Source organism: Pseudoalteromonas sp. UG3-2, assembly GCF_037120705.1.
Taxonomy (GTDB): Bacteria; Pseudomonadota; Gammaproteobacteria; order Enterobacterales; family Alteromonadaceae; genus Pseudoalteromonas.
Map to the genome: position 1 here is coordinate 147,258 of NZ_JAWLJU010000001.1, position 23,935 is coordinate 171,192.

The 23,935-nt window shown below is 44.2% G+C and carries 20 protein-coding genes; 10 read left to right on the forward strand and 10 right to left on the reverse strand.

Going from position 1 to position 23,935, the window contains the following annotated elements; genetic code table 11:
* Positions 1–2: 2 nt before the first annotated feature.
* From R3P39_RS00660 to R3P39_RS00680, 5 genes are all read right to left on the reverse strand, one after another.
* The gene (locus tag R3P39_RS00660; RefSeq protein WP_336565084.1) at positions 3–188 is read right to left on the reverse strand and encodes a hypothetical protein; all 186 of its coding nucleotides are present in this window, start codon (positions 186–188) and stop codon (positions 3–5) included.
* Between the two features lie 1,066 nt (positions 189–1,254).
* Positions 1,255–1,845, reverse strand: coding sequence for a recombinase family protein (locus tag R3P39_RS00665; RefSeq protein WP_336565085.1), 591 nt, complete (start codon positions 1,843–1,845; stop codon positions 1,255–1,257).
* 338 nt (positions 1,846–2,183) lie between these two features.
* Complete coding sequence (locus R3P39_RS00670) at positions 2,184–3,098, reverse strand: hypothetical protein (protein ID WP_336565086.1); 915 nt, start codon at positions 3,096–3,098, stop codon at positions 2,184–2,186.
* Between the two features lie 323 nt (positions 3,099–3,421).
* Complete coding sequence (locus tag R3P39_RS00675) at positions 3,422–3,682, reverse strand: hypothetical protein (protein WP_336565087.1); 261 nt, start codon at positions 3,680–3,682, stop codon at positions 3,422–3,424.
* Between the two features lie 152 nt (positions 3,683–3,834).
* The gene (locus R3P39_RS00680) at positions 3,835–4,731 is read right to left on the reverse strand and encodes a tyrosine-type recombinase/integrase (RefSeq protein WP_336565088.1); all 897 of its coding nucleotides are present in this window, start codon (positions 4,729–4,731) and stop codon (positions 3,835–3,837) included.
* 1,191 nt (positions 4,732–5,922) lie between these two features.
* On the opposite strand from R3P39_RS00680, the gene R3P39_RS00685 reads away from it, so the two are divergent.
* From R3P39_RS00685 to R3P39_RS00695, 3 genes are all read left to right on the forward strand, one after another.
* Positions 5,923–6,417, forward strand: coding sequence for a hypothetical protein (locus R3P39_RS00685; protein WP_336565089.1), 495 nt, complete (start codon positions 5,923–5,925; stop codon positions 6,415–6,417).
* Between the two features lie 243 nt (positions 6,418–6,660).
* Complete coding sequence (locus R3P39_RS00690; RefSeq protein ID WP_336565090.1) at positions 6,661–7,569, forward strand: zinc dependent phospholipase C family protein; 909 nt, start codon at positions 6,661–6,663, stop codon at positions 7,567–7,569.
* A 7-nt stretch (positions 7,570–7,576) separates the two neighbouring features.
* Positions 7,577–7,984, forward strand: coding sequence for a hypothetical protein (locus R3P39_RS00695; protein ID WP_336565091.1), 408 nt, complete (start codon positions 7,577–7,579; stop codon positions 7,982–7,984).
* A 134-nt stretch (positions 7,985–8,118) separates the two neighbouring features.
* Here R3P39_RS00695 and R3P39_RS00700 read toward each other — a convergent pair whose 3' ends face one another.
* The gene (locus R3P39_RS00700; protein ID WP_336565092.1) at positions 8,119–8,721 is read right to left on the reverse strand and encodes a M23 family metallopeptidase; all 603 of its coding nucleotides are present in this window, start codon (positions 8,719–8,721) and stop codon (positions 8,119–8,121) included.
* Between the two features lie 213 nt (positions 8,722–8,934).
* Positions 8,935–10,554, reverse strand: coding sequence for a cyanophycinase (locus R3P39_RS00705; RefSeq protein ID WP_336565093.1), 1,620 nt, complete (start codon positions 10,552–10,554; stop codon positions 8,935–8,937).
* Positions 10,555–11,039: 485 nt separating this feature from the next.
* On the opposite strand from R3P39_RS00705, the gene R3P39_RS00710 reads away from it, so the two are divergent.
* Genes R3P39_RS00710 through iadA form a run of 3 tightly spaced genes read left to right on the forward strand, consistent with a single transcriptional unit; the run spans position 11,040 to position 16,583 of the window.
* On the forward strand, positions 11,040–13,964 hold the full coding sequence (locus tag R3P39_RS00710) for a TonB-dependent receptor (protein ID WP_336565094.1): 2,925 nt from the start codon (positions 11,040–11,042) through the stop codon (positions 13,962–13,964).
* 35 nt (positions 13,965–13,999) lie between these two features.
* Positions 14,000–15,400 carry a putative basic amino acid antiporter YfcC gene (gene yfcC, locus R3P39_RS00715; protein ID WP_336565095.1) on the forward strand — a complete coding sequence of 467 codons (1,401 nt, stop codon included), beginning with the start codon at positions 14,000–14,002 and terminating at the stop codon, positions 15,398–15,400.
* Positions 15,401–15,404: 4 nt separating this feature from the next.
* Positions 15,405–16,583, forward strand: coding sequence for a beta-aspartyl-peptidase (iadA, locus tag R3P39_RS00720; protein WP_336565096.1), 1,179 nt, complete (start codon positions 15,405–15,407; stop codon positions 16,581–16,583).
* Between the two features lie 73 nt (positions 16,584–16,656).
* Here the strand turns inward: iadA and R3P39_RS00725 are convergent, their stop codons facing one another.
* Complete coding sequence (locus R3P39_RS00725; RefSeq protein ID WP_336565097.1) at positions 16,657–17,376, reverse strand: MauE/DoxX family redox-associated membrane protein; 720 nt, start codon at positions 17,374–17,376, stop codon at positions 16,657–16,659.
* A 328-nt stretch (positions 17,377–17,704) separates the two neighbouring features.
* On the opposite strand from R3P39_RS00725, the gene R3P39_RS00730 reads away from it, so the two are divergent.
* The gene (locus R3P39_RS00730) at positions 17,705–19,243 is read left to right on the forward strand and encodes a methyl-accepting chemotaxis protein (RefSeq protein ID WP_336565098.1); all 1,539 of its coding nucleotides are present in this window, start codon (positions 17,705–17,707) and stop codon (positions 19,241–19,243) included.
* 64 nt (positions 19,244–19,307) lie between these two features.
* Here the strand turns inward: R3P39_RS00730 and R3P39_RS00735 are convergent, their stop codons facing one another.
* Together R3P39_RS00735 and R3P39_RS00740 are read right to left on the reverse strand one after the other, a co-directional pair.
* Positions 19,308–20,117 carry an alpha/beta fold hydrolase gene (locus tag R3P39_RS00735; RefSeq protein WP_336565099.1) on the reverse strand — a complete coding sequence of 270 codons (810 nt, stop codon included), beginning with the start codon at positions 20,115–20,117 and terminating at the stop codon, positions 19,308–19,310.
* Positions 20,118–20,362: 245 nt separating this feature from the next.
* The gene (locus tag R3P39_RS00740) at positions 20,363–20,755 is read right to left on the reverse strand and encodes a hypothetical protein (protein ID WP_336565100.1); all 393 of its coding nucleotides are present in this window, start codon (positions 20,753–20,755) and stop codon (positions 20,363–20,365) included.
* A gap of 299 nt (positions 20,756–21,054) precedes the next feature.
* On the opposite strand from R3P39_RS00740, the gene R3P39_RS00745 reads away from it, so the two are divergent.
* The 3 genes from R3P39_RS00745 (at position 21,055) to R3P39_RS00755 (ending at position 23,901) form a co-directional block, all read left to right on the forward strand.
* The gene (locus R3P39_RS00745) at positions 21,055–21,459 is read left to right on the forward strand and encodes a hypothetical protein (protein ID WP_336565101.1); all 405 of its coding nucleotides are present in this window, start codon (positions 21,055–21,057) and stop codon (positions 21,457–21,459) included.
* A gap of 76 nt (positions 21,460–21,535) precedes the next feature.
* Complete coding sequence (locus R3P39_RS00750; RefSeq protein ID WP_336565102.1) at positions 21,536–22,450, forward strand: M14 family metallopeptidase; 915 nt, start codon at positions 21,536–21,538, stop codon at positions 22,448–22,450.
* 494 nt (positions 22,451–22,944) lie between these two features.
* Entirely contained in the window at positions 22,945–23,901 is a 957-nt protein-coding gene (locus R3P39_RS00755) for an FHA domain-containing protein (RefSeq protein ID WP_336565103.1), read from the forward strand.
* The last annotated feature ends 34 nt before the right edge of the window (positions 23,902–23,935 follow it).

The following is a 23,935-nucleotide window of genomic DNA, read 5'->3' on the forward strand; positions in this document are numbered from 1 at the left end:
GGTTACACCTCGTCTTTCAGGTAATTGTGGATACATTCATTGATGATAGCGCTAGCACTGACTTTCAGACCTCGCGATTCCTGAAGTTGTGCTTGGTGTTGTTTCAGTTTCTTTAGGTTATTAGCGGTCAAGTTCACTCGGATGTCTGAGTGGCTAATGACCTTAAAAGGTTTACCTCGTATTGGCATAGTAAATCTCCTCTTTCATGGGGTTTGGTAAAACTAATTAACACAGCCAGAAGAAGACTCTAGGGATGAAAACAGACACGAGCGTTAGTGAATAACCTTGGTGCAAGAGTCTTCTTATGGATGTATTCGATTCGCTAAAAGGTCACTCATGCGTGAGCACAGGAGGTAACACACACGCACAAGTGAACAAGAATCAACGACAGCAAAATTGGAGGTAATTGAATTGATGTGGAGAGCGTTCTTTAAGACCGTCTTGTAGCTCAATCAATTACTGATTAATCAATCAAGTATCGAATACAAGTTGTCTTAAAGACTGTCTAAGAGGTCATCTCGTAGACGTCTAGTCATCATTATTTATGAGTAAACTCAGTTATCCATATTCAGCTGACAGACTATTCGTTGTCTTTAAGATAAGACTAAGAGATATAGGTGTTGGACTTAGATTTGATGACTTAGAGTTGCCCCCCTTACCCCCCACGATTTGTGAGTTGGTAAGAGCGGTAACAATCATCGTCACACCGGTATCACTTGTCTTGGTGTTGGACTTGAGTTTGATTGACTGGTCACTTGCCCCTGAGCCGTAGCTCACCACCGTGAAGTTAGTGACCGAGTATTTGTCTTCACGATGTCCTTATAGCGGAAACCTTTTCTCCCTTACGTCAGGGAGTCGTCAGCTTTTCCTCCATATGTCAGGGAGTCGTAAAGCCACGTATTACTTGGGCTTCAGAGGTGCAGTGCGCTGCCGATTTCAGGCGCTTCATATCTCGCTGTTGTCTGCTACCATCTAAAAGCTGAAGACTGAGGTCATTAAGGGCGCTAGGAGATCGTCAGAGCCGCGACACGATCTTTTTTATGGGTGGGTGATACGTTGACCTTAGTCACGACAAAGCGATCTCACAGGCGCTCTCAGAGCTTTTCAGAGCCTCTCGCTGAGATTCAGCGTTGAGAGACTCCGTGATATTAAAAGATGGTCGATTAGAGGTCGATACGACAAGCCATCCTAAATAACCAGAGTGAATAATGCTATTAATTTCAGTTACATAGGTACTTCACCAACGACACATCATTAAGAAAAGTTATTCAAGCTGACGTCTGAATTAACCTTGTTTACATACTCGCTGATTACTTTATGAACAGCCCCTTTACTGCAACCAACTTCCTCAGCAATCTTAGCCATGCTGAGACCGTCTTCACGTAACTGACAGATTCTCTCACGGTCTAACGACTTCTTGCGACCAAACTTAACGCCTTTTTGCTTAGCTGAGGCTATTCCCTCCATCTGGCGCTCATATCTCAAAGACAACTCGAACTCAGCGACTGCGGCAATCATATGGAACATCAGCTTACCGTGAGGTGTCGTTGTGTCGATGCCTTGGTCAATGACAATCAAGCCAACGCCTTTTTCTTCCAGATGCTTAGAGATATTCGCTAAGTCAGCCACTGAGCGTCCTAAGCGGTCTAGCTTGGTCACAACGATAACTTCTCCCTCACGCACATAGTCGAGCATCTTCTCAAGCTCAGGACGTTTAGCGGTCTTACCAGAGCGTTTCTCTTGGTATATCTTGGTACAGCCTTGTGCTTTCAGCTTTTCTAACTGTACGTCTAGCTTTTGTCCTGTGGTTGATACTCGTGCGTAGCCAATCAATTCACCAGCCATGATTACCTTTCTCCGTTCACTAACCTTTTGACTATGGTGAACACTAGATTAATGAACGATAAATGAACGGTCAATAGTGAAGTTCAAAAATTTATGCTTTTGTGAACTGTTTTGACTGACCGTACTCGTGCTGGGTCTGGTCTCCCAGCTTTTTCTTGCATATGTCAGGGAGTCGTCATAGACGAGCCTGAACGTTGTCGTTTGGCTCTCTAAAGGAAAGCTAAAGACAATCACAGAGAAACGCGCCAGCGATCTCTGCGTTCGTCTTATGGGGCGGTATGGGGGGAGTTTCGGCTTTGTTATTGTCGATTTGTGCTCTCAGATTTTTGCACCAAAAGTTACTTCGAGACACTATAGTGAATACTGTTTATCTCGCTTGCCAATTCACCTGTCATAGTAACTGCTTTATACCCACGCTGAGGGCTTGGTTTAATCCAGTTCTTTTTGGCAAGCTTTTTAGCATAAGCAACGGCATGAGCTTCGTTTAACTTCATGTTCTCGTCTTTAAGAACCAGTTCTTTAGCTGACCAAGGCTCAGGATAACATTTTAAAAGTTGACTGATTATTTCATAGTAGCCGCTTAGCTCTCGGCTATGTATCGGGTCATTTTTATCCAGCTCCATCTTTGAAGCAATCAGGTCTTTAATATAAAACGAACTATCTGTGTTCTTTAAGACTTCATCTGGGTTATCCAAAAGCAGGCTGTCTGTTTCATTTAGCCTTTCTTGCATTCCAGAAGTTGGTTTGAACTCCACATCTGACTCTTTATGTTCTACCGATACACCTTGTTCACTCAGACCCGCATAAAGTGAGTCAATCAGAGCTTGTTTGTCAGCTAATTCTTTACGATAGCTTTCTTCTCGCGCTCGCATTTGCTGATATAGCCTTGCTGACTCTTCACGTGACAGAGGGACTCTTTTTTCAAGAATATAGTTTGAAATGAAGCGTCCAAGCTTATCCATGCTAATCCAAGCTATATTAGCTAAATTAGAAATCAACGGATAAAAAACTATGTAACCCGTAGTTGTTAAAAGCGGATAAATCAAGTTAAACCATATGTCAGCATATTTAATGTCTATATGCCGTATCTTGTGAGTGGTATCCAAGTCAGCAAATAAAAGAAAGTAGACAAGTTGCCAATTAAAAATTAACCAAGCCAGAACAAATGTTCCAACAAGGGGGCTTTTGGCTCTCTCTTTGGCAGCCTCTAATGTGCTAAAAAGCAAGTCTCCGATTGACTTCAAAACGTCCATATTTATGCCTCGTTGGACAAGATATCCATTAAACAAAAGATAAGTCTATACTCGGTTTGGATTAAGTTAAAGTCAATGTTTGTACTTAATTCAAAAGCGCCAGTTCTTTGACTGCCAAATAAAATCTTTCAACACGTTTGAACTGCCCATATATAGCGCTCCCATAAATACAGTAGGCGTTCTGTAACCAACGTTTCCCTTTGTGAAATAGCATTTTCCAAGGGTAACTTTTCGGTAGATAACTTGTTGCTTACTCAAAATAAACTGAATTTCATTACTTTTCCGACAGTTCACGTGCTCCTCGATGATTAACAGCTCTGGCTCTAAGTCCTCCATAGCAACTCTCCGATGAGCCGATTGATGAACACGCGCTGTTGCTGTAAGTCCACATCAAGATTGTCGACAATACTTAACACCATATTGACTCTGCTGTTGATGAACTCGTCATCAGACTTGTACTGATAGTTATCAATAGCTTTAGCCACGAGATCGCTTACGTGTTCGTTAGTTTTAACACGCAGATTGCCAAGCTTATCGATGTGTCTTTGAGATAGGTAAAAGGTCTTTTGGGTTCTTTTGGTCATAGTCACCTCCTAACGTTGTTGAGGAGATAAATATATATTTTTATAATAAAAACAGCAACTTAGAGCTCACTTGTGATAATTAGTCATAAGTGACTGTTACCAATGTAGAAGTCTAGCGGCTCACAAGACTATCTTATGAACCGCCAATCGACTCAGTTCATCAGGTTAATGACATCGTTTACGCCTAGGTGAGTGTAGCGTTCGAGCATCTCTGTTGACCTATGCCCTGATATAACTTTTAACTGGTTAATGGATAGCCCTCGTCTAGCATACTTGGTAATTGCTGAATGCCTCATGCTATGAAACGACAGTCCTTGTATGCCTAAGCGCTTACATGAGCGTCTGAAAGCTTTCGACAGGCTCTCAGCGGTCACAGGGTACAACGCTTGTTGTTTACCACAGACAGCCATTCTATCCATCAGCACACGCTCAGCGTTGTTGTTCAACGGTACATAACGAGAGTAACCGTTCTTTGCTTCTGGCACGTATAATCGCTTTTGGTGAAGCTCTATATGATGCTTTTGAATCTTTACGATCTCCCCTCGCCTCATGGCTGTCTCGTAAGAAAGCTCAGCGGCTGAGGCAACCAGAGGCGGTAAGTCTTTAAGCAAGAGCTTTAGCTCGTCTGTTGTTACTACACGGTCTCTGGGCTGACATTCAGGTGGATACTTAAAGTCCTTAAACGGATACTCCCAGTCTAGCTCTAGGTGTTTGATGCCGTATTTAACGATACGAGAGAGCATTTGTAGGTCGAGTCGTGCTGTACTGCTCTTAACCGTTTTCATCCGTTGACGCTTGAACGCTTCGATGTCTGCTAGTTTCGGTGGATTCTCAAAGTATTTTTTCAAGCCATTCACACGGTATCGAACAGACTCTCCCATGAACTCAATGTACCTGTCACAGACTTCGTGAAAGGACAGTGAACTTGAGCCTGTCTCGACAAATCGAACAGCTTCTTCTCTGGTTGGAAATGTTTTAGATAGCTTAACGCCCTGCTGACGAATCTGAACGTTCCAATTGCCTGATTTAAGTTGACGGATAGTTGCCATTTTAGTTCTCCATAATCGTTTTAAATTATGGACTTGTCCGTCTGTAAGCCTTGCGTAAGCTGGCGCTCAGAGCTTGGCGAGTTGTTCGCAGCGACCTCGCGCAGGCACTCATGGGGTGTCAGGGGTCGCAGGTTCAAATCCTGCTATGCCGACCAGCTTTTCCCCCTAACCTTTCAATCACTTAGAAAGGCATTTCAATTTTTATAAAATTCACTTTCTACAAAATACATGCAAAACTCTAGCGTAAAAAGCACGTATAGAGTCATGCAAAATCACCTTGTCCGTTAGTGCTAAAACTATAAAGTTACCATCGGTAAATAATGTATCTTTACTTCTACCTTATATAGGCATCCCTGCAACTCTGAGAGAATCATCTGATTTTTTACCTGTTGAATGTGTTTAAGCCCTTTTTGCGTTTTTTTGCATTACGGTTCTAACTGCAATATCAGTCTACAACACCAGGCACGGATACTCTTTTAACTTTGCATGACTGCATTATTTTCAACACATAAACGCACAGACGTGGCGTGGGTTCAACGGCATACGCTGAATGAAAACCTAGGTGAATTATAGGCGCAACTAAACCATCCTAAGGGGTTTTGGTTGTTCAAAGTGAAGTAGCTCATATCGAGCCTTTTTGTTTGTAATTATTAGAACTAAATATCACCTGGTAATAAGCGAGGAGCAATGACTTAGTTATTAGACCCCAACTTTTTAACCTTTGGACTATTAGCTTTCCCCCGTATTTAGGAGAATGAGTAATTTGCGCATTTCTTGCCCTAGCTCTATTATTTACTAACTTGCAAATACGTTACAGCCAGCAAAATGTTAGACGCATTTCTTTCAAATGGTGCTGTTGTTAATTACACATTTACTGAAAGACAAAACCCTTACCCAATGCAAGTTAATTAAGCGTATATAACAAATGCGTAAACCAAAGGACGTGGAATTGAAGGGCGAAAACTTTATGAAACCAATAATACTTCTAGCCGGAGTAATAACAATTTTACTCCTTAGTGGGTGCGCATCTCCTACTGGTTCTATAGGTATAGGTGGTCCATCTACCAACCCCAGTATCGATGAATGCTTTTCACATTGCAAAAAAGTATCCGATGAAGGTCGTTGTTTAGAATTTGATCCTCTAGTAAAAGAACTTTGCGACGTATACCTGGACAGGAATTAGTGATTGCTATGAAGCCTGAAACAATGACCGCGATTGCATCAACTGTGATTGCAGCCGCTGCACTTATAGTTGCCTTTTGGTCTGAGCACTTAACAAGAAAACACAATGAGTTATCAGTTGAACCCATTTTAAAAATTACATTTGCCAATCATCCTGAAGAGGAATACTCTGGGTTTTTGGTTAGCAATGTTGGTTTAGGTCCAGCAAAAATCACTAGTTTATCCGTCAGTGTGGATAATCAATTAATGCCTGACTTAGGATATAGCGGAGTTAAAACAGCTCTATCGAATCTGAAGATAGATCGGGACTGGGTTACGATCACAAAATTAAATTCTGAGACGGTAATACCCGCAGGGAAAACTGTTCCACTAATTTCAGTGTCTAGGAAAAACTACGAAGACCACATAAATAGTATTCTCGGAATAAAGAAAAGAGTTGGTCTCAAGTTAATGTACGAATCTATGTATCACGTAAAAGCTTCAGTGGCTTATGGGCCAAAATAGCATAACAATCGTGTCAATTAACATCGCAAACTCACACTTTGAGGCTGCCAGTGGCGATTAATTCACACCAATCGGCTCAGACTTTTTATGCTTTAACCCTATCTATTCTCTTCATCAGCCCAATAACCGACACTTTAGTTAGAGCTAGCGCCTAAGTAATTGTTTAATTCTATTCATAATGAATTTGTAAATTGGCTTCATTACACTAGTATAGAAGATTAGTTTCAGAACAAGGAGTCATGTATGCCAGGTGCATTTGCCCATATAACGGCCGCAAATATAGCGACGGAGAACAATGCGTTGCTTACGATGGATATGCCTATTGAGGCTAAACGTATTCTTAGCACTCAACAAAAATATGTGGAACTTGGCTGTGTTTCACCAGATTACCCTTATTTGGCTGTCGCTCAATCGCAGCAAAATAAATGGGCTGACTACATGCATTACGAGCGCTCTGGAGAGATAATTAAAGCGGCTGTAACATATTGCCAAACACTCGAGGGGATAGCGCAAGAAAAGTGCTTTGCTTGGCTTTGTGGTTATATGTCTCACGTTGCAGCTGACATCACCATTCACCCCGTTGTGGAATTAAAAGTTGGCACTTATAAGCATAACCAAACAGCTCATCGCAATTGTGAAATGCATCAAGATTCGTTTATTTGGGCAAGACTAAATTTAGGTGAAATTGGTCATGCCGATAGAGTAAATCTTAATATCGGTTCATGCACGAACTCAGACGGCACTTTTGATCGCGATATTCAAGGTATTTGGCAGCATGTGTTAGCACTTGTACACACTGATTATGCAAGTCATGTAGCGCCAGACTTTGAGGCATGGCACAATGGCTTCCAGCTTGTTGTCGACAATGTCGAAGAAAGTTACCGGCTTTTCCCTCTCGCCCGGCATGTGGCTGCTGATTGTGGCCTTTTTTACCCTCGACCGGATGAAATAAACCAAGACTACATCACACACTTAACTACCCCCGATACTCCAATGCATTATGATGAAGTTTTCGATAAGGCAGTTGATAACATTAGATACTACATAACTATTATCGCTAATGCTGTGTTCGAAAATAAATCGTGCATGGAAATCCGCAACTGGAATTTAGATACCGGTAAGGATGAGTTGGGTCACTTAACCGCATGGTAGCGTTAATATGAAATACATAGGACTTGTCACCGTTATTGTTCTGTCATTGGGGTGCACCAATACAGCATCATCCAGTCATAACCCAGAGATCATGGCTGACCTTGCTTCTCAGCTCAAAGATGTTGCAGCCGCTGTAGATGGAACTCTAAAGTTCAACGCGAATACCTTTAACGACCCACAAGCGCTCCTCATGGCCGCTATTAATAACGACGCCAGCAAAATTGCACCATTTAAGGGTTATCAACTCAAGATAGAAACACAAGCAAATAACGCTGTACTGCTGTTATGTAAAGATGAGGTAATACTCATCGAAGATGCAGGCTGCACCGCGCAATCTGACGTACAACACTGGCAATCAAAACAAAAACAAGCATGCCAACTGACCATAAATACCACCGAGATATGCAAACCTTAAGCTATTTCTTTTAAGCTGTAGCCTCACACTCAGTGAGGCTGCTTGGAACAAGTATTACCTTACACTTAAAAGCTGTGAGCTCTCGCTGCTGAATAGCTATTACCTAAATTTATTAAGCAATTTAAGATAACATGCTAAAGCGCGGTGTACTTTTCCCCAGTTTTGAGTCCACATTGATGCTCTCGGGTATTAGAAAAAGTAACTGGTAGCGTTTGACCACAAGGTAATTGGTTATAGTTTGGCGGTAAGTTAGGACCACATTGCTGCACATCAAAATGCAAGTGCGGGCCACCGCTTTGTCCGGTATTGCCACTCAGCGCAATGACTTCTCCCGCCTTTACTTGCTCGCCTGGTTTTACTAGCACGCCGTTATAAGTGAGGTGAAAGTATCTGGCAACGGTGCCATCGCTGTGCTTAATAAAGACGTAATTTTCTTTAAGGTCTTCATTATTGCCATCTTTATAACTTGCTTGAATGCTGACCACTTCACCATCTCTGGCTGCAACTACTTTGGTACCAATGGGCATAATAAAGTCGATGGCATAGGTGCCGACGCCATTATTAGCACTGCGATAATGCTCAGTGGTGGCATAAATATCCCATGCTGAGCCCACTTCATAGGGTAAAAGATAAGGCGATTCTTGTTGTGACGGGCAAGCCGTGCCGTCTACTTCAGGTTTTGCACAAGCGTTTAAAGAAAGCAGCACTAACGCTAACAAAGCAGTTATTTTTTTCATGATATTCCCTTTATTAAAACCCATTAGTCGCATGAGTTTGGCAAAAGGCTTAATCAACATATCATAGACTTAAATAATAAATTGATGATGACCACTGCATTAGGCATTTTTGTTTGTCTACGTTCTGCCTTTCTTCGAATTGATAAATTAAAGTCAATTACAGAGCCAAGCAGCACTACCTGCTTGGCTCTGACTTAACCGTGCTGAATTTTATTACCAGCTAATTTGCATATCTTTGACAACATACTGGCCACTTGGTTGTTTAATACATGTTGTTTTAGCTGAGCGCCCAATGGTAATGCGAGGCAAGTCGTCACTGCTTGCTATTACCTGTAGGTTGCCATTGTCACACAACCTTTGTGCTGTCGCTCGCATGCGCTCTTCTTCCACCAAGTTTTCCACCACCTCAGTTCGGCGAGTGTCATTGGCTTGAGCCTCAGTTTGATGCTGCTGCTCAATTAATTGCGCCATGGTGAACTCGCTCCCTCCAGGGTAAAAAGAGTAACTAAACTGGTTTTGTCCCAAAACTTTAGTCACCACCACTCCAGCTTTGCCAATTACCTGCATCTGTTGCTTGCGTGTATCAACCACTAAGGCTGTGGTTTCATCTACGCCAAAACCAAACTTTTGCTTGCTGTGTTGCGTTAGCACAGCCAAACGAAAGGTTCTGCCGCGCTCACTAAAATGGGTGTCCAATATGCCGTGGTTAAAGCTGCCAAGCCCACCTTGGTCATGATACGTTAGAGTATCAGCGCTTAAGTCCTCACAGCCACCATGTTGATCGCAATTAGCGGCTGGGGCTGGGGCATTTTTAGCGCCCTGCAACAACGCTTCAATACTGCTGCCATTGGTGATCATAGGCACACGGCCGTATTGGTTTTCACCACCCGATTGCACCGCAGTGCCTGCACTGGTACCAATAAGTACCGCTTTATTTCGCACCATGTCGGTCCAAGGCAATTCAGCATCGCTTTGATTGTGGTAAAAAACTTGTCGCGTCAGTGATTGATCGCCGCCATTTAGCATCACAGCATCCACGCTTTGCAGTGCTTTTTTTACGCCTTCAACGCCCGCCATACAAAGGTTATATTCTTTGGTGGTGAGGTCAGGGTAGACGTAATCACGGTTAAACACTTGGTTAATACTGGTGCGATAGTGATCTAGGTTCTCACAATCTTGATTACTAACCGCCTGTGCCAACGCTGGCGTCAGGGGCAGCCATTGCGCTTTGATACCATAGGCCTTAAATAAGCCCTGATAGAAATCCGCCGATTCGTAAGGATCACGAGAAGAGGCGGTGAGTAAATAGAGTGATTGGCTTGGGGTTTTTGCTACTTGAGTGGCGATTTGTTGAATAATATCACTGCTGGCAGGCTCACTATTGTATTTGGTTAACACCAACTCAGCCACTCGTTTGCCATTTACCATCAAGGGTAACTCGAGCATATCGAAGATAAAATAATATTCTCGATTTGACCATTGATGATAGAGCTCACTGTCATGCTGATTAATGGCTTTAATTAATTGCGAGCGGGTAAATATTTTGTCTTTGGGGATACGTCTTAGCAATCGCATGGTGCGATTAAAGCGCTTTTGTGAGTTGCTTGGCCACAGCGCGGCAATCTCTTTCATTGCTTTTTTAGTCACAATAAAGTTTGCATGCGTTTTGGCTATATCAGGAAATTGGGCATTGGGAGTGCAGTTTCTTGGCGCCATACTGGAGCAGGTTTTAAGGGCACCACCAATAAGATAAAGCGTTTGAGAGTAGGCACTTACGCTAGAAAAAAGCAATGCAAAAGCCAGTAACGCTTTTACAAAAAAGACAATGTTCATAAATAAAATCCAAACAGTTTTTAAAAAAAATGACTTGTCAGCACAAAAAAGGCTGTGCTATAAAATTAAATGAACATTGCGAAGAGCAAGCTAGCACAGGTTAGTTTGCATTGTCAAAACACAAGAGATGAAGATATGTATAAAAAAGCATTTGAGCTTGTTTGCTACTTCTACTCACCTCACTACCTCTCAGAGTGGTTCGACGAGTAGACACACGATGTAATCATCGTGGCGTTGTCTGTTTGTCACAACCCACAACACAAAAAATCCAACAACAAGTAATTAAGGCTAATGCAGATCGTACACCTGTTTTGGTGTCCGTCAGCTATGGTCGGTGGTATTAACCCAAGCTCCAATTACCTCTAAAATACGGCAACTTTGCTGTGCTTTAGTGTGCCTATGGTTTGTGCTTGAGCTCATCGACTAGAAACACGGATCTCGTTGCGACTGTACTCAGCCACTCATCAACAGAAGTAGGTGAAGTAATGTACAACAAGTTATCCCTAGCAATTTCCGCTGCCATTGCAGCGACCAGTCTCAGTGCTTACGCTGAAAGTGAAACAACATCCGATGTGCAAACGGTGGAACGTATCGAGGTCACCGGTTCACGCATAAAAGGGGTGGATTTAGAGGGCACCCAGCCCGTTACCATTTTAAGTGCCGAAGACATCGACCGCTCTGGCGCCTCATCCATTTACGAATTACTGCAAGATATTCCCCAACTCCAAGGCGGCGCAGGTACTTTTTCCACCAGTGAAAGTGGCAGTACCTCAACCTCTACACCGGCAGGTCAAGCAGCCGCCAGCTTACGCGGTATGGGCCCATCGGCAACGTTAACCTTGATAAACGGTCGTCGTGTTGCCCCCAGCTCCTTTGCCGCCGGCACACAAAACTTTGTCGACGTAAACTCAATTCCATTAGCGGCCATTGAACGGGTTGAAATTCTGGCCACTGGCGCTTCGGCGATTTATGGGGCTGATGCTGTCGCCGGGGTTATTAACTATATCCTCAAAAAAGACTACCAAGGTGCAGAGCTAGAAGTCAGCTATGGCAATAGCCTAGAGCAAAGCGATGAAGGCAAAAAACAAGTCAACTTTATCTGGGGCACGGAAATCGACGGCGGCAACCTCACTTTGTTTGCCGATTACTACGACCGCAACCAGTTTAATGCCAGCGATCGTGACTACCTTGCAGAGCCCAGTTTAGTGAACGGCTACTCCTATTTACCAAAACTGGAAAACACCCCAAATATCTATTATTACAGCAGCCGCGATGGTAATGAGCTGCCCGCACCTGGATGCCAAACTGAACTGGTTACCACCGAATATGGCGAGCAGATCTGTGCCTATTATGGCAACCAAGATGACGTGTTACGGGCGCCATTTGAAAGTATGTCTGCGGGCTTTATGGTAAACAAAGCCTTTGGTGAACTAACCTGGGAAAGTGAGTTTTTCTTCAGCAAAACCAAATCCACAGCCTACTCAACGCCTGCACCAATTAATCAAATTGATGATGGTGAAGGGCCGTACGTGAAAGAGGATGCCCTTTTCATTTTTGACGATGCCAATGGCAATAACCCCTTGCTCGACGCTTTGTATATTGACCCCTTTACTACTGTGCTTGGCAAAGAGCAGTGGGGCTTTGCCTTTGATGCCCGCTTTAATGATCCGCGTACCGTTGAAGTGGAGTCGCAAAATATGCGCTTTGTTTCCAGCCTAGCTGGTTTTATTGGCGATTGGGATTGGGAGTCTGGCATTATGTTGTCTGAGTCAAAGTCCGATCAGGTAGCCACTGCTGGTATTTATAACCGCTACAAATTCCACGCAGCGCTCGCTGGTGAGTTGTGTAGCGACGGTACCATTGCCACTAATCAGGCAGGTGAAATAAGTTGTGGTTCAGGTACATTGCAACCTTTTTATAATCCATTTTTAGTCGGTGACAGCCAAAACGACGCAACCCTTGCCTTAACGCAAGAGATGCCTACCCGTGAAGGCAAAAGTCGCGTGTACAGTTGGGATCTGACCTTCACTGGTGAGTTAATGACCATTGCCGATATCAGCATTCAATCTTCTTTTGGCGTAGAAGCTCGCCGTGAGGAGTTATCGGATATTCCTTCTGATTTAGCGGTGGCCGACGCCAGTAATGACTATTTAGTTGATGTGTTTGGCTTTGGTTCGAGTATCGCAGAGGCAGATCGCACTCAATACGGCGCCTTTGCCGAATTGTACGTGCCGCTCACCGAGCAAGTTGAAATGCAACTAGCTGGTCGCTATGACCATTTTGATGACTTTGGCTCTACCTTTAATCCTAAAGTGGGAATTAGCTACCGCCCCAACGACTCAATGATGTTACGGGCTGGTTGGTCAACTTCATTTAGAGCACCGTCACTTACTCAGGCTGGGGTAAAACTCAGAACCACCACATCAACATTCGATTGTGGAGCCAACCAAGCAGTGGCCGATCTCTATTGTGAAGGCGACGGCACCTTAGTGACAGTCAACTCATTAGAACTTGGCAATAATGCCCTAAACGCCGAAGAGTCAGAGTCATTATCGCTGGGCTTTGCTTGGAGTCCAAGCCGCGATACTACCTTAACTCTCGACTACTGGCAGTTTGAGTATACCGACGTTATTGATACCAATATGACCGCCGTGTTGGCACGCGCTATCAACGACGAAAGTTTGCGTCATTGTGGCTTAGTCCCGAATGGTGCTATGGGCATTTCGTACGACCAAGATGTGTGTAGCGTTACCGACGCTCAAGGCCGTTTTATTGATCAAGCAGGCGCCGATCTCAGTCAAATTCTAACCAACTACGTTAACGAGTTTGATCCCCGCTCACAAAGCCTACAACTGTATCGTGATCACGTCATTCAGTTAGAAAACACTGGTACACAAGACATTGCTGGCTTGGATATTAAATTTGATCAGCGTTTCCGCTTCGAACATGGCGACTTACTGATGCGCTTTGATGCCACCCACTATCTCGAGTACGACCGTAATAAGCCAGGCTCAGATCAAATCGAGTCGCTGATTGGCAGCTTCAGATACCCAGAAAATGTCGGTCGCTTGTCGTTTACCTATGACGCTGAAAAATATTACGTTTCTATTGGCGCCAACTATACTGACAGCTACGAAGACGATATTGAAGGGCTGCGCGGCCGTGAAATCGATGAGCTAATCTCGCTCGGCGAAATCGATGACAGTGAGCAGCGCCAAGTGGATAGCTGGACCGTGGTTGACTTAAGCGCAGGCTATGAAATCTCTGAGAGCTTGATGATCCGTGCCAGTATCAACAACTTGTTTGATAAAGCACCACCGCGTATCTATGGTTCGTCACGGGGCTTTGATTCCATCAACCACGATGCTTTTGGCACCACTTACACCCTTGGTGTGACTTACCAGTTTTAAACGGAAAAATGGGGGCAACCCCATTTTAATTGATTATGCAAAAATCCTTTAAAATGCCAGATGCGTTGGTGATCTTGCTGCTTATCGCTGCAGCATGCTACGTCATCTCATTTTTTGTATTACCAGGACACTTTGCCATCAGTGACGGTGCGCAGCAGGTGGCTTTGACGCAGTTTGTGCAAGCAGACAGCGTCAACACCGTGGCCCTGTTTGCCACTGATGGCCAGCCTGGGCTTTTCAATGTGCTGTTTGATGGTCTGGTTAGTGGTGACCGGAATGGAGCCGCCATTGGTGTGATTGCCTTTATCCTTATCACCGGCGGTGCTTTTGGTATTTTGATGCGCACCAAAGCCATTGATAACGGCATTATGGCACTTATCGGCTCAACCAAAGGCATTGACTGGCTGTTTATCCCTAGCTTGTTTATTACTTTTGCTCTCGGTGGCGCCATCTTTGGCATGGGTGAAGAAGCCATCGCCTTTTGTATTGTGCTCTACCCTATTATGCAGCGACTGGGCTATAACGCTCAAGTGACCGTGTTAGTGACCTATGTGGCAACCCAAATTGGCTTTGCTACCTCGCCGATGAACCCATTCAGCATTGCCATAGCTCAAAGTATTGCAGAGTTAGCGGTATTCTCGGGAGCAGGTTTGAGAGCGGCGGTTACGGCACTGTTTATTATTGCAGGTACTGTGTTTACGGTCAGGTATGCCAACCGCATTCGCGTTAATACTCAGGCACAGCAAGATTGCCCCACTCTAGCATTACAAATAACCGACAAAGCGTTGTTGTTTGCGTTTTTGGCCGTCATTGTCTGGGTTATTTATGGTGTTACGGTGGAGGGGTTTTATATTCCCGAATTAGCAGCACAGTTTTTTGTATTGGCCATTGTGGTTGCTGTTATTGCGAAGTTAGGTGGCAGACAAACCATCGCCGATTCCGTCGAGGCATTTAAACAAGGCAGTGCCGAGTTGTTACCTGCGGCGATCCTGGTTGGTCTTGCCAAAGGCTTGGTGTTATTACTCGGTGGTAGTGAGTTGTCACAGCCCTCCATGCTAAACACCCTATTGTTTCATGCCGCGACGCTCATTTCCCATCTACCAGAAGTAATGGCGGCTTGGTTTATGTATTTATTCCAATCCGTGTTTAACTTTTTTGTCTCTTCCGGTTCCGGGCAAGCAGCTATCACCATGCCCATTATGGCACCTTTGGCTGACTTAATTGGCGTTACCAGACAAACTGCCGTGCTGGCCTTTCAACTTGGCGACGGCCTCACCAACATCATTATTCCCACTTCAGCCAGCTTAATCGGCTGTTTAGGCGTGGTTAAGCTGTCGTGGAACGAATGGGCGCAATTTATCTGGCGCTTCATGTTATTTCTTTTCACTCTGGCGAGCGCAGTTATTATTTTCGCTCACCTCATCAATTACCAATAACACTATGCTGACATTAATTAAGAGTGCCGAGCTTTACACACCAGAAAAGCTTGGAAAACGCGATGTCCTGATCGCAGGCAAGAAAATCATTGCCATTGAAGAACACATAGAGCTCAACAGTAATCTCGAGATTGTCGAAATCGACGCTAAGGAGAAAATTTTAGCCCCCGGCTTTGTCGACGCCTTAGTGCACTTTAGCGGTGGCGGCGGTGAAGCCGGTTTTGCTAGTCGCACCCCAGAAATGCGGTTAACTGACGCCACCCTCAGTGGGATCACCACCGTGGTTGGGGCTCTCGGCACCGATGATATCAGCCGTACCCACAGCGATCTTATCGCTAAGGCCAAGGGGTTAAAGCAAGAGGGGCTAAATGCCTATTGCCATACGGGGTCTTATCATTTTCCCATAAAAACCCTAGGCGACAGCATTAGCCATGACATCATGTACATTGATGAAGTCATTGGTGTTGGTGAAGTGGCGATTTCCGATCATCGCGGCTCGCAGCCAACAGTACAAATGCTGGCAAAAATGGCGGCAGAGTCTCGCACTGCAGGCTTATTAAGCAACAAGCGTGGCACTGTGTCTATTCACGTGGGAACTGGCGCTGAGCACCTTGACTTACTGCACCAAGTGGCGGCGACCACTGAGGTGCCTATAAGTCAATTTTATCCCACTCATATGAATCGCAATGCTGAGCTACTGACCGCAGGCATCGCCTTTTGCCAAGCCGGCGGTACCATTGATTTTACCACCAGCACCACGGAGTACGATCTTGCCCATGGCGAACTGGCCGCCGCAGAAGCCTTAGCCTACTGCTTGGAAAAAGGCGTAGATCCCAGCAAGCTCACCATGAGCTCGGATGGTCACGCAAGCTTGCCGGTGTTTGATAGTAACAACCACATGGTTGGCTTTGAAGTTGGCCAAGAAGCATCGTTATTGACTTCATTGCAGCAAGCGGTAAACGAGTTCAAGGTGCCGTTAGAGCTGGCGTTGCAAGCAATCACTAAAAACCCCGCCAGTATATTAGGCCTAGCAAAAGGCATTATCACTCGAGGTGGCGATGCCGACTTAGTGTTGCTTGATAAAGATACTCTTAGCGTGCATAGCGTGTGGTGTAACGGCGAAGCAATGGTTACTGAATACGTACCGGTAAAACACGGCTTTTTCCCCAGTCGTAGCAATTAGACAACTTAGCCCATCTAATCGTCATAATTGCTATTTCTCAAGTAGCCGCTTGCGCGGCTACTTTTTTATTGTGTTATGAAAGCAGCATCCAAACACCAGCAGCAAACATTACCACGTTCTCTGTTAATGAAATAAAGCCTAATGGCACATCGCTGTCACCACCAACACAGGCACATTTTAACTCTCGCTTGTCGATATAAACGGCTTTAAATACCGAAACACCACCAATTAAACCAATAAAAATGGCCAATGGCGCGTAATAAAGTGCCGGTAAGGCAGCCAACATGCCAAGCCCTGCGTACAGCTCAACATAAGGATATACGTAAGCGTAACGTAATTGCCGCATAGCCAATAAATCGTATGTAATAAAGGAATTACTAAAGCTGTGAACATCACGAATTTTTTGCACCGCCAGCAGCACCATGGCAAAGCCAATAAAGTGCACCGCCAAAGCCGGCCATGAAAAGGCTGCAAGCTGGGTGGCTACAGCCAGCAAGAGCGATACTAAAAAGATTGATAACACCGGCCAGTAAGTATTGCGTTTGGCTGCGTGACTTGGCTTTCCTAAGTACTCACGGAGCTCCTCATAGCCGCCAATACGCTCATCACCAATAAATATCTGCGGTGTGGTTTCAACATTGTGTAGCGCTTTGAACTTATCTGTTTCGCTGCGGCTAGTGAGCTTATTGTCATCCAAGTCATAATCACTGTTTTCCAATAAGTGCTTTGCTCTTAAACCAAAAGGACAAATATGCTCATCAGTGTGCATTCGATATAACGTTGCTGTTGTCATTGCCGCCTCCTTTATCGCAATTTGGTAAATAATTACTCATGCGTGCAGTCACTGTGAAGAATTTACACAATGTCATGACCTCTTCGCACCGCACAGCAGTTTTCCATAAATAAACAGCAAGGATTACGCCATCATCCTTAGGTAACACATATCCCCTTTTTAATTGTTGATTTATAACAAATTATAAAAAAGTGTAATCTCTCTCTTAGCAACAGACTGATTGAGATCATAGAAATGTTAAATGGATGCCACATTTAGCATAAAAACACTTCTACCAAAAAAGTATTAGATTTATATTTGCAGCGTATTCAGCTCCTGAGATAAAAATATGTCAAAAACAACAGGTAAGGAAATTAAGTTAACGGAACAAAGCGTTTTGCTTTCCACCACCAGTTTAGACAGTCGCATTACCTATGCGAACCAAGCATTTTGCCAAATTGCAGGCTATGACTTAGATGAAATGCTGGGGCAGCCGCATAACTTAGTTAGGCACCCAGATATGCCAAAGGCCGCCTTCGCCGATATGTGGCAAACTTTAAAAAGTGGGCAATCTTGGATGGGCCCAGTAAAAAACCGCGCCAAAAATGGTGATTATTATTGGGTTAATGCCTTTGCTACGCCAATCAAAGACGAAAAGGGTCGGGTAACCGAATATCAGTCAGTACGCACAAAACCCAAAGCTGAAGTCGTCAACAAAGCACAGCAGTTATATCAAACGTTGGATCATAAAAAGCCACCAAAGCGTTACGACACCACGCGCTGGATAGTGCAATTATTATGTTTCGCCATTGCCACGCTAGCAATTTCCCCTTTCATTGCATCGACATGGTTTGTGCTATTGCCTTTGCTTGCCATGCTCGCTGTAACGGCGCTAATGATTAAGTTTCGGCGAGACTACAAGCGTGTGCTAAAAACAGCCTCTGATATTTATGAAAATGACCTCATGGCTTATTTGTATGGTGGCAGCCGCGATAAAATTGCCGATATTAGCTTGGCCTTTGAGATGCAAAAAGCCAAGATTGCCGCCGTGGTTGGCCGGGTGAATGACGTTTCGTTGCAGGTCAGTGATAATGCCAAAAAGACCACAGAAAGTGGCCGTTATGTGTCTGAACTACTGAAACAACAAAGTGATGAAGCCAAAGAGATGGTTACCTGCATGGAGGAGTTTTCTCAAACCATTGATGAACTCTCTGAAAACGTCAACCATGCAGCAGACGCAGCCAACAACTCCGAGCAGCAAGCCGGCTTGGGGCGTGGCGCAGTTAATGAGGTGATTGAGTCTATCCACACTTTAGATTCACACCTACAAGAGGTTAACAACGCGGTCGACCGCTTAGTCACCGGCAACGATAGGATCCAAAATATTCTCAGTGTTATTAACTCCATTGCCGATCAAACCAATCTATTAGCCCTCAATGCCGCTATCGAAGCCGCTCGGGCGGGAGACCATGGCCGTGGCTTTTCAGTGGTTGCCGATGAAGTACGCTCTTTAGCACAGCGCACCCAAAGCTCAACCGAGGAAATTGCCCAGTTATTGCAAGAACTTGGCGAGATATCCAACTCCGCAGTTGAATCCGTTAGCAAAAGTAACAATTTATCTAATCGCAGCGTTGACTTGGCCAAGAATAATGGCAGCAGTTTGGAAACCATTCAAAGCCATGTTATGCACTTAGCCGACTTGAACCGCAGTGTGGCAGCAGCCATTGAACAGCAAACCTGTGTGGTAAAACAGATCAGTGTCAATGTCGAAAGCGTCACCACCTTATCTGAAAAAGGCACCGAGCACGGTGAAAAGTCATTTGAATTATGCCAAGAATTGCTCAAGCAAATTGAAAATCAAACCCGCTTAATTCAACAGTTTTCTTAATCAATTTTTTGCCAGGTTTAATAGCTCACTCTCGTGCAAACCTGGCAACCATTGAAAAGCACATTTACTCAACCGCAATCCTATCCAATAAATCACGCACCTCTTGAACCACCATCTCAGGCTCATCTTGTTGTGGGAAATGGTAGCTTTTGTCTGTTAATACGGCTTTACCTTGCGGGAATGCCAGTGCCCACTGTGTATGCAATTCTCCCCACATTTCTCTGGCTTTATCAGTAAAAAACAGCACTTCTTTATTGTTATACTTTTTCACTGAGGCAATAACAGTGACAGGAATATCCCCTATCTCAGGGTAGTCAGGTAATGGCCGTTTAGACCAAAAGTCTAAATATTGGTTAGACATACCATTTTTAAGGTCATCTAATTTCACTTGGGCGATTTGCTTTTCAGCTTTGGCCAGATCAATGCTTCGCATAATATCCACATCATGCTCTGATGCCGGCTCAATGAGCATTAACCCAGACAGCCATTCTGGGTAAGTAGCTGCGAACCGCCGAGCGATGTAGGCACCATACGAATGAGCCACATACACCACAGGCTTTTTAATATTCAGTGCGTCCAGCACTAAACGCGCCTCTTCAGCATATTCTTCAGAGCTGTAATTTTTGCTTAATTGTTCGGAGCCGCCATTGCCAATTCGAGAATAGCGGACCACTCGGGAGAATTGCGCCAAACGATTAAAAATGGGATCCCAATCAGATAATCCTGCCGAACCACCAGCCTCCAAAAACACAGTCTGTTTGCCCTTACCCGCTATTTCGTACTCGACTTTATAACCCTTTATGGTAATGAAACTCGGTTCAGCAACCACTGCAATTGGCAATAAAAGACTCAATAATAACCCTAGAGATTTCATTTTTGCTTATCCTTAATTTACACAGTAATGATTGTACCTGTTACACTTAAAAATAACCTTTTATTGCAAAGACCAAGCATAACTGATTTAAACTGTAATAGGGTTTAACATTTTACTGATTGCAAGGGAAAAATCATAAAAGTATCTAGGCGGGTATGGTGAAGTGGTTAATGCAGAGAGTGTTTATTAATCAGCATCACAAAAGGCAGACTCACTCCGATAAGTGCAAAGTGAGCCCACCCAAATCACATCTCGGCTTCTAAAATAGCCAAGGCGTCTTTTTCTGCTTTTTCTACATTGCCATCGGCTTCAATTACTCGCACCGCTAAATCTTTTGCCAGCTTGCGCATTGGCTCATCAACAATGTTGTTCATGCGGTGTTGCACATAAGCCTCAATATCGTTTTGCGAAATCGCGACCACTGACTTAGCCAGGCTGTCTTCAATGTAATCATGCAGTGCAATTGCCAAATTCCAATGTAAACCTTCAGCCCAGTCATGAACGACTTGCTTTTCTGACCCGCTGATCACTCCATCTACGCCAATAAATAGCAGTGCAATATCTAATAAGGCTTCTTTTTGCATTTGATCGACGCACATGCCAGTGTCGAAGTGATTTAATAGTTGTTCAAATTTCATTTCCTTAACCCTCACGGCTGCTGTAACTAATCCGATGACTGAAAATCGCTCAAGCTTTAACCATATTCTAAGTTGTACGATTTGTCATATTAAAAAGTTGCAACTTTATTGCTATTAACGCGCTTATTGATGAAAAGCATGATTTTATAGCATTAAAAGTCATCCTTTTTAGCCAGAAACGAGTGGATTTACCATACATTATAAGGGTTTTAATCGACTTTATTTGCTGCTCCACAATTGCTTCATTTTGTTGCCATACCTTACCCAGCGTTCGATTATGATGAATGATAGGAAGTACAGTGAAAGAGTTAAAACTAGGATTGAACTTTTCATTTTATGTGATGTTGAGTCTCACCGCGTTTTGTTTATTGTTGAGTGAGTCTTGGCTATACCCAGATTCAGCTCAAGGTATATCTAAGCTGCAGCAGCTTATTGCTCTAGCGATCCTTGGTTATGTGTTGATTGCACTGGGCACTTTTATATTTGGCCGCAGGCAATTTCGTATCTGTAGCCAAGGTGTGGCCTACCGCAATCTATTTGGCCAACAATGCTATCTCCCAGCCGAGCAGATCCGCGCCATTAGCGCAAAGCAAATATACTGTTTTAACTACACAGAAGTAAGCTTGAAAGAGAGAAATATACGATTTTGGTCATTTAAGCTACGCCCCAGTCAACTCGAACGGCTAAAATTACTGGGCTACTGAAGGTATCAGCCCAGCGTATTAAGTTGCGTTGCCATAACCAAGACTCTACCATTGAGAAAAATGTAGAGAGGTAACTATGCAAAGACAGTATCCGATTGGCACACCCGGTGTGCCATGGAATGCAGAAGAAAAACAGCAATGGTTTGCAACACAAACCGTAAAGCGCAGCTATTTCGAGCAAGTAGCAACAGAAATAACAGCGCTCAGTGAGCAGTTTGAGCTCAACCAATACGGCGAGCTAGACTATCCGCAGGATTGCTATCCTTTATATGCGCTAACCTCAAAGCAATGGCAGCCAGAAAAACCTTGTGTGCTAGTGACCGGCGGTGTGCATGGCTATGAGACCAGTGGCGTTCATGGCGCATTGGCCTTTGCTAAGCATGAGGCACAGAAATACCCTGAGTTTAATTTCATTATTTTGCCATGCCTAAGCCCGTGGGGATACGAAACCATCAATCGTTGGAATCCAGAGGCCATTGATCCTAATCGCTCGTTTTATGCAAACAGTCCCGCTCCAGAGTCGGCTTTGGCGATGGCATTTGTCCAACAAAAAGCACCCCAGGTGTTGTGTCATGTGGATTTGCACGAAACGACCAACAGTGATAATGAGGAGTTTCGTCCGGCCCTTGCGGCTCGCGATGGTAAAGAGAACCACAACTGGAATATTCCCGATGGCTTCTATCTCGTTGGGCACAGCCAAAAGCCACAACCAGAATTTCAGCAAGCCATTATTAACGAAGTCGCCAAGGTAAACCCAATTGCTCCTGCGGATGACAACCAACAGCTCATCGGCGTCGACATCGAGCAATTCGGTGTCATTAACTACGATGGCACGGCTCTGGGGTTATGTATGGGCATGACCGAAGCGCCGTATGTGACCACCACAGAAGTCTACCCTGATGGCGATAATGCCACCCCAGAGTCTTGTATTGAAGGACAAGTGGCTGCTGTGCGTGGAGCACTTGATTACTTAAAGGAGCATACCCTTTAGCAGTAATGCCATGTTTTTGTTTCATGCGGAGCCAGAAACATGGCGCAATTGCCGTTGGCTTAAACGTAATGGCAGTACAGATGCCTTTTACTATCGCCTCCCAAGCGCCCTACTCGACCTTGCACTCTATAAAAAGTTCTTCAATGTCAAGGAGTTAGTAGGTGCTTTGGAAAATTGAACTGTAATGCGTTGTAATAGCCAAGGTGACATAAAAATATTACTATAACGTTAGTTTGATAGAGTGCTCCTCTTCAAATTAACTGGTGTCATGCCAGGCTTGTAAAAGACTTCTGCGTCAAACTAAAATTAGAGAACTCTGATACAAGTATTGTCGGCACCTTGGTGCCGGCAGATTTTTCCCTCAACTAGACTCACCTAGTGAGTCTTTATTGCTGAGTTTGCAAGCAAAGCTTGCAGTAAAACCTAATATTAACGATGCCACCGTTATGGCTGACGGGTAAGCTGGCATTTTACTGAGTTACATGGGACAGGCTATGGCTTATTTAATTGACGAGCAAAAGCTCGAACGCGTTTATTTAAAAAGTTATCACACCGTAGGTAGATACAAATACAGCGTAGATACCTTAATAGATAAGCCAGGTGTTTCGCGCCACCATGCCATTATCGAGTTAAACGACGGCAAATGGTTTATTCGCGACGTCAGCACCAATGGCGTTTGGGTGAACGACAAAAAGCTCGACAAAAACATGCCTTACCAATTGTTTGAAAACGATAAAATCGACTTTGCCGCGCCTGGACAAAATTCATATGTGGCTGCCAACTTAAAAACCGAGTGTCAGTACTTAGTGTCGCAAACCAACGGGCAAAAGGTCATTGAAGTAGTAGATCAATTACTCCTGCCTAACGAAGAGCAACCGGAACATATTATTTACTATGAGAAACTGCTTAATTATTGGTTTTTAGAAGACCTCAATAGCGCAGACAGACAAGCGCTAATTGACGGCAGTATTATCAGTTTAATGAACGATCAATGGATGTTCTTTTCCGCTAACAGCATTGCCGTGACCAAACATTTAGAATGCCAAAAAGCCGCCAAGCCTATGGCTCTGGAGTTTAACGTCAGTCAAGACGAAGAAGAAACACAACTCAGCTTGCGCGTAGACGATCAAGAAATGGATTTAGGCACTCGCAGTCATCATTACCTCTTATTGTTACTCGCCAGAACTCGAATTCAAGACAAAGACGCGGGTCACGAAAGCGATGTTCAGGGCTGGGTGTACCGAGATGATTTAGCAAAATCATTAGGTGTACAGGCAAATCATATGAACATCATGGTTCATCGCGCCAGAAAGCAGTTTATTGACAGCTGTGGAGATACTTATCCAGAAGCGGAGTTTTTGTTAGAAACACGTTGTGGTCGGCTGCGGTTAAATTGTCAAGACATCACTATAATCAAGGGCGCAAAACTAGAAACCCGCATGACGCTGTAGCCATAACAACTGGGCAGCTCACACAGCTGCCCAC

Bases quoted from the DNA above. Each gene is read 5' to 3' on its own strand.
- R3P39_RS00670 (WP_336565086.1), bottom strand. From the start codon at position 3,098: ATGGACGTTTTGAAGTCAATCGGAGACTTGCTTTTTAGCACATTAGAG.
- R3P39_RS00660 (WP_336565084.1), bottom strand. From the start codon at position 188: ATGCCAATACGAGGTAAACCTTTTAAGGTCATTAGCCACTCAGACATC.
- R3P39_RS00730 (WP_336565098.1), top strand. From the start codon at position 17,705: ATGTCAAAAACAACAGGTAAGGAAATTAAGTTAACGGAACAAAGCGTT.
- R3P39_RS00680 (WP_336565088.1), bottom strand. From the start codon at position 4,731: ATGGCAACTATCCGTCAACTTAAATCAGGCAATTGGAACGTTCAGATT.
- R3P39_RS00740 (WP_336565100.1), bottom strand. From the start codon at position 20,755: ATGAAATTTGAACAACTATTAAATCACTTCGACACTGGCATGTGCGTC.
- R3P39_RS00725 (WP_336565097.1), bottom strand. From the start codon at position 17,376: ATGACAACAGCAACGTTATATCGAATGCACACTGATGAGCATATTTGT.
- R3P39_RS00755 (WP_336565103.1), top strand. From the start codon at position 22,945: ATGGCTTATTTAATTGACGAGCAAAAGCTCGAACGCGTTTATTTAAAA.
- R3P39_RS00710 (WP_336565094.1), top strand. From the start codon at position 11,040: ATGTACAACAAGTTATCCCTAGCAATTTCCGCTGCCATTGCAGCGACC.
- R3P39_RS00695 (WP_336565091.1), top strand. From the start codon at position 7,577: ATGAAATACATAGGACTTGTCACCGTTATTGTTCTGTCATTGGGGTGC.
- R3P39_RS00735 (WP_336565099.1), bottom strand. From the start codon at position 20,117: ATGAAATCTCTAGGGTTATTATTGAGTCTTTTATTGCCAATTGCAGTG.
- iadA (WP_336565096.1), top strand. From the start codon at position 15,405: ATGCTGACATTAATTAAGAGTGCCGAGCTTTACACACCAGAAAAGCTT.
- R3P39_RS00685 (WP_336565089.1), top strand. From the start codon at position 5,923: ATGAAGCCTGAAACAATGACCGCGATTGCATCAACTGTGATTGCAGCC.
- R3P39_RS00705 (WP_336565093.1), bottom strand. From the start codon at position 10,554: ATGAACATTGTCTTTTTTGTAAAAGCGTTACTGGCTTTTGCATTGCTT.
- R3P39_RS00665 (WP_336565085.1), bottom strand. From the start codon at position 1,845: ATGGCTGGTGAATTGATTGGCTACGCACGAGTATCAACCACAGGACAA.
- R3P39_RS00750 (WP_336565102.1), top strand. From the start codon at position 21,536: ATGCAAAGACAGTATCCGATTGGCACACCCGGTGTGCCATGGAATGCA.
- R3P39_RS00690 (WP_336565090.1), top strand. From the start codon at position 6,661: ATGCCAGGTGCATTTGCCCATATAACGGCCGCAAATATAGCGACGGAG.
- R3P39_RS00675 (WP_336565087.1), bottom strand. From the start codon at position 3,682: ATGACCAAAAGAACCCAAAAGACCTTTTACCTATCTCAAAGACACATC.
- R3P39_RS00700 (WP_336565092.1), bottom strand. From the start codon at position 8,721: ATGAAAAAAATAACTGCTTTGTTAGCGTTAGTGCTGCTTTCTTTAAAC.
- yfcC (WP_336565095.1), top strand. From the start codon at position 14,000: ATGCAAAAATCCTTTAAAATGCCAGATGCGTTGGTGATCTTGCTGCTT.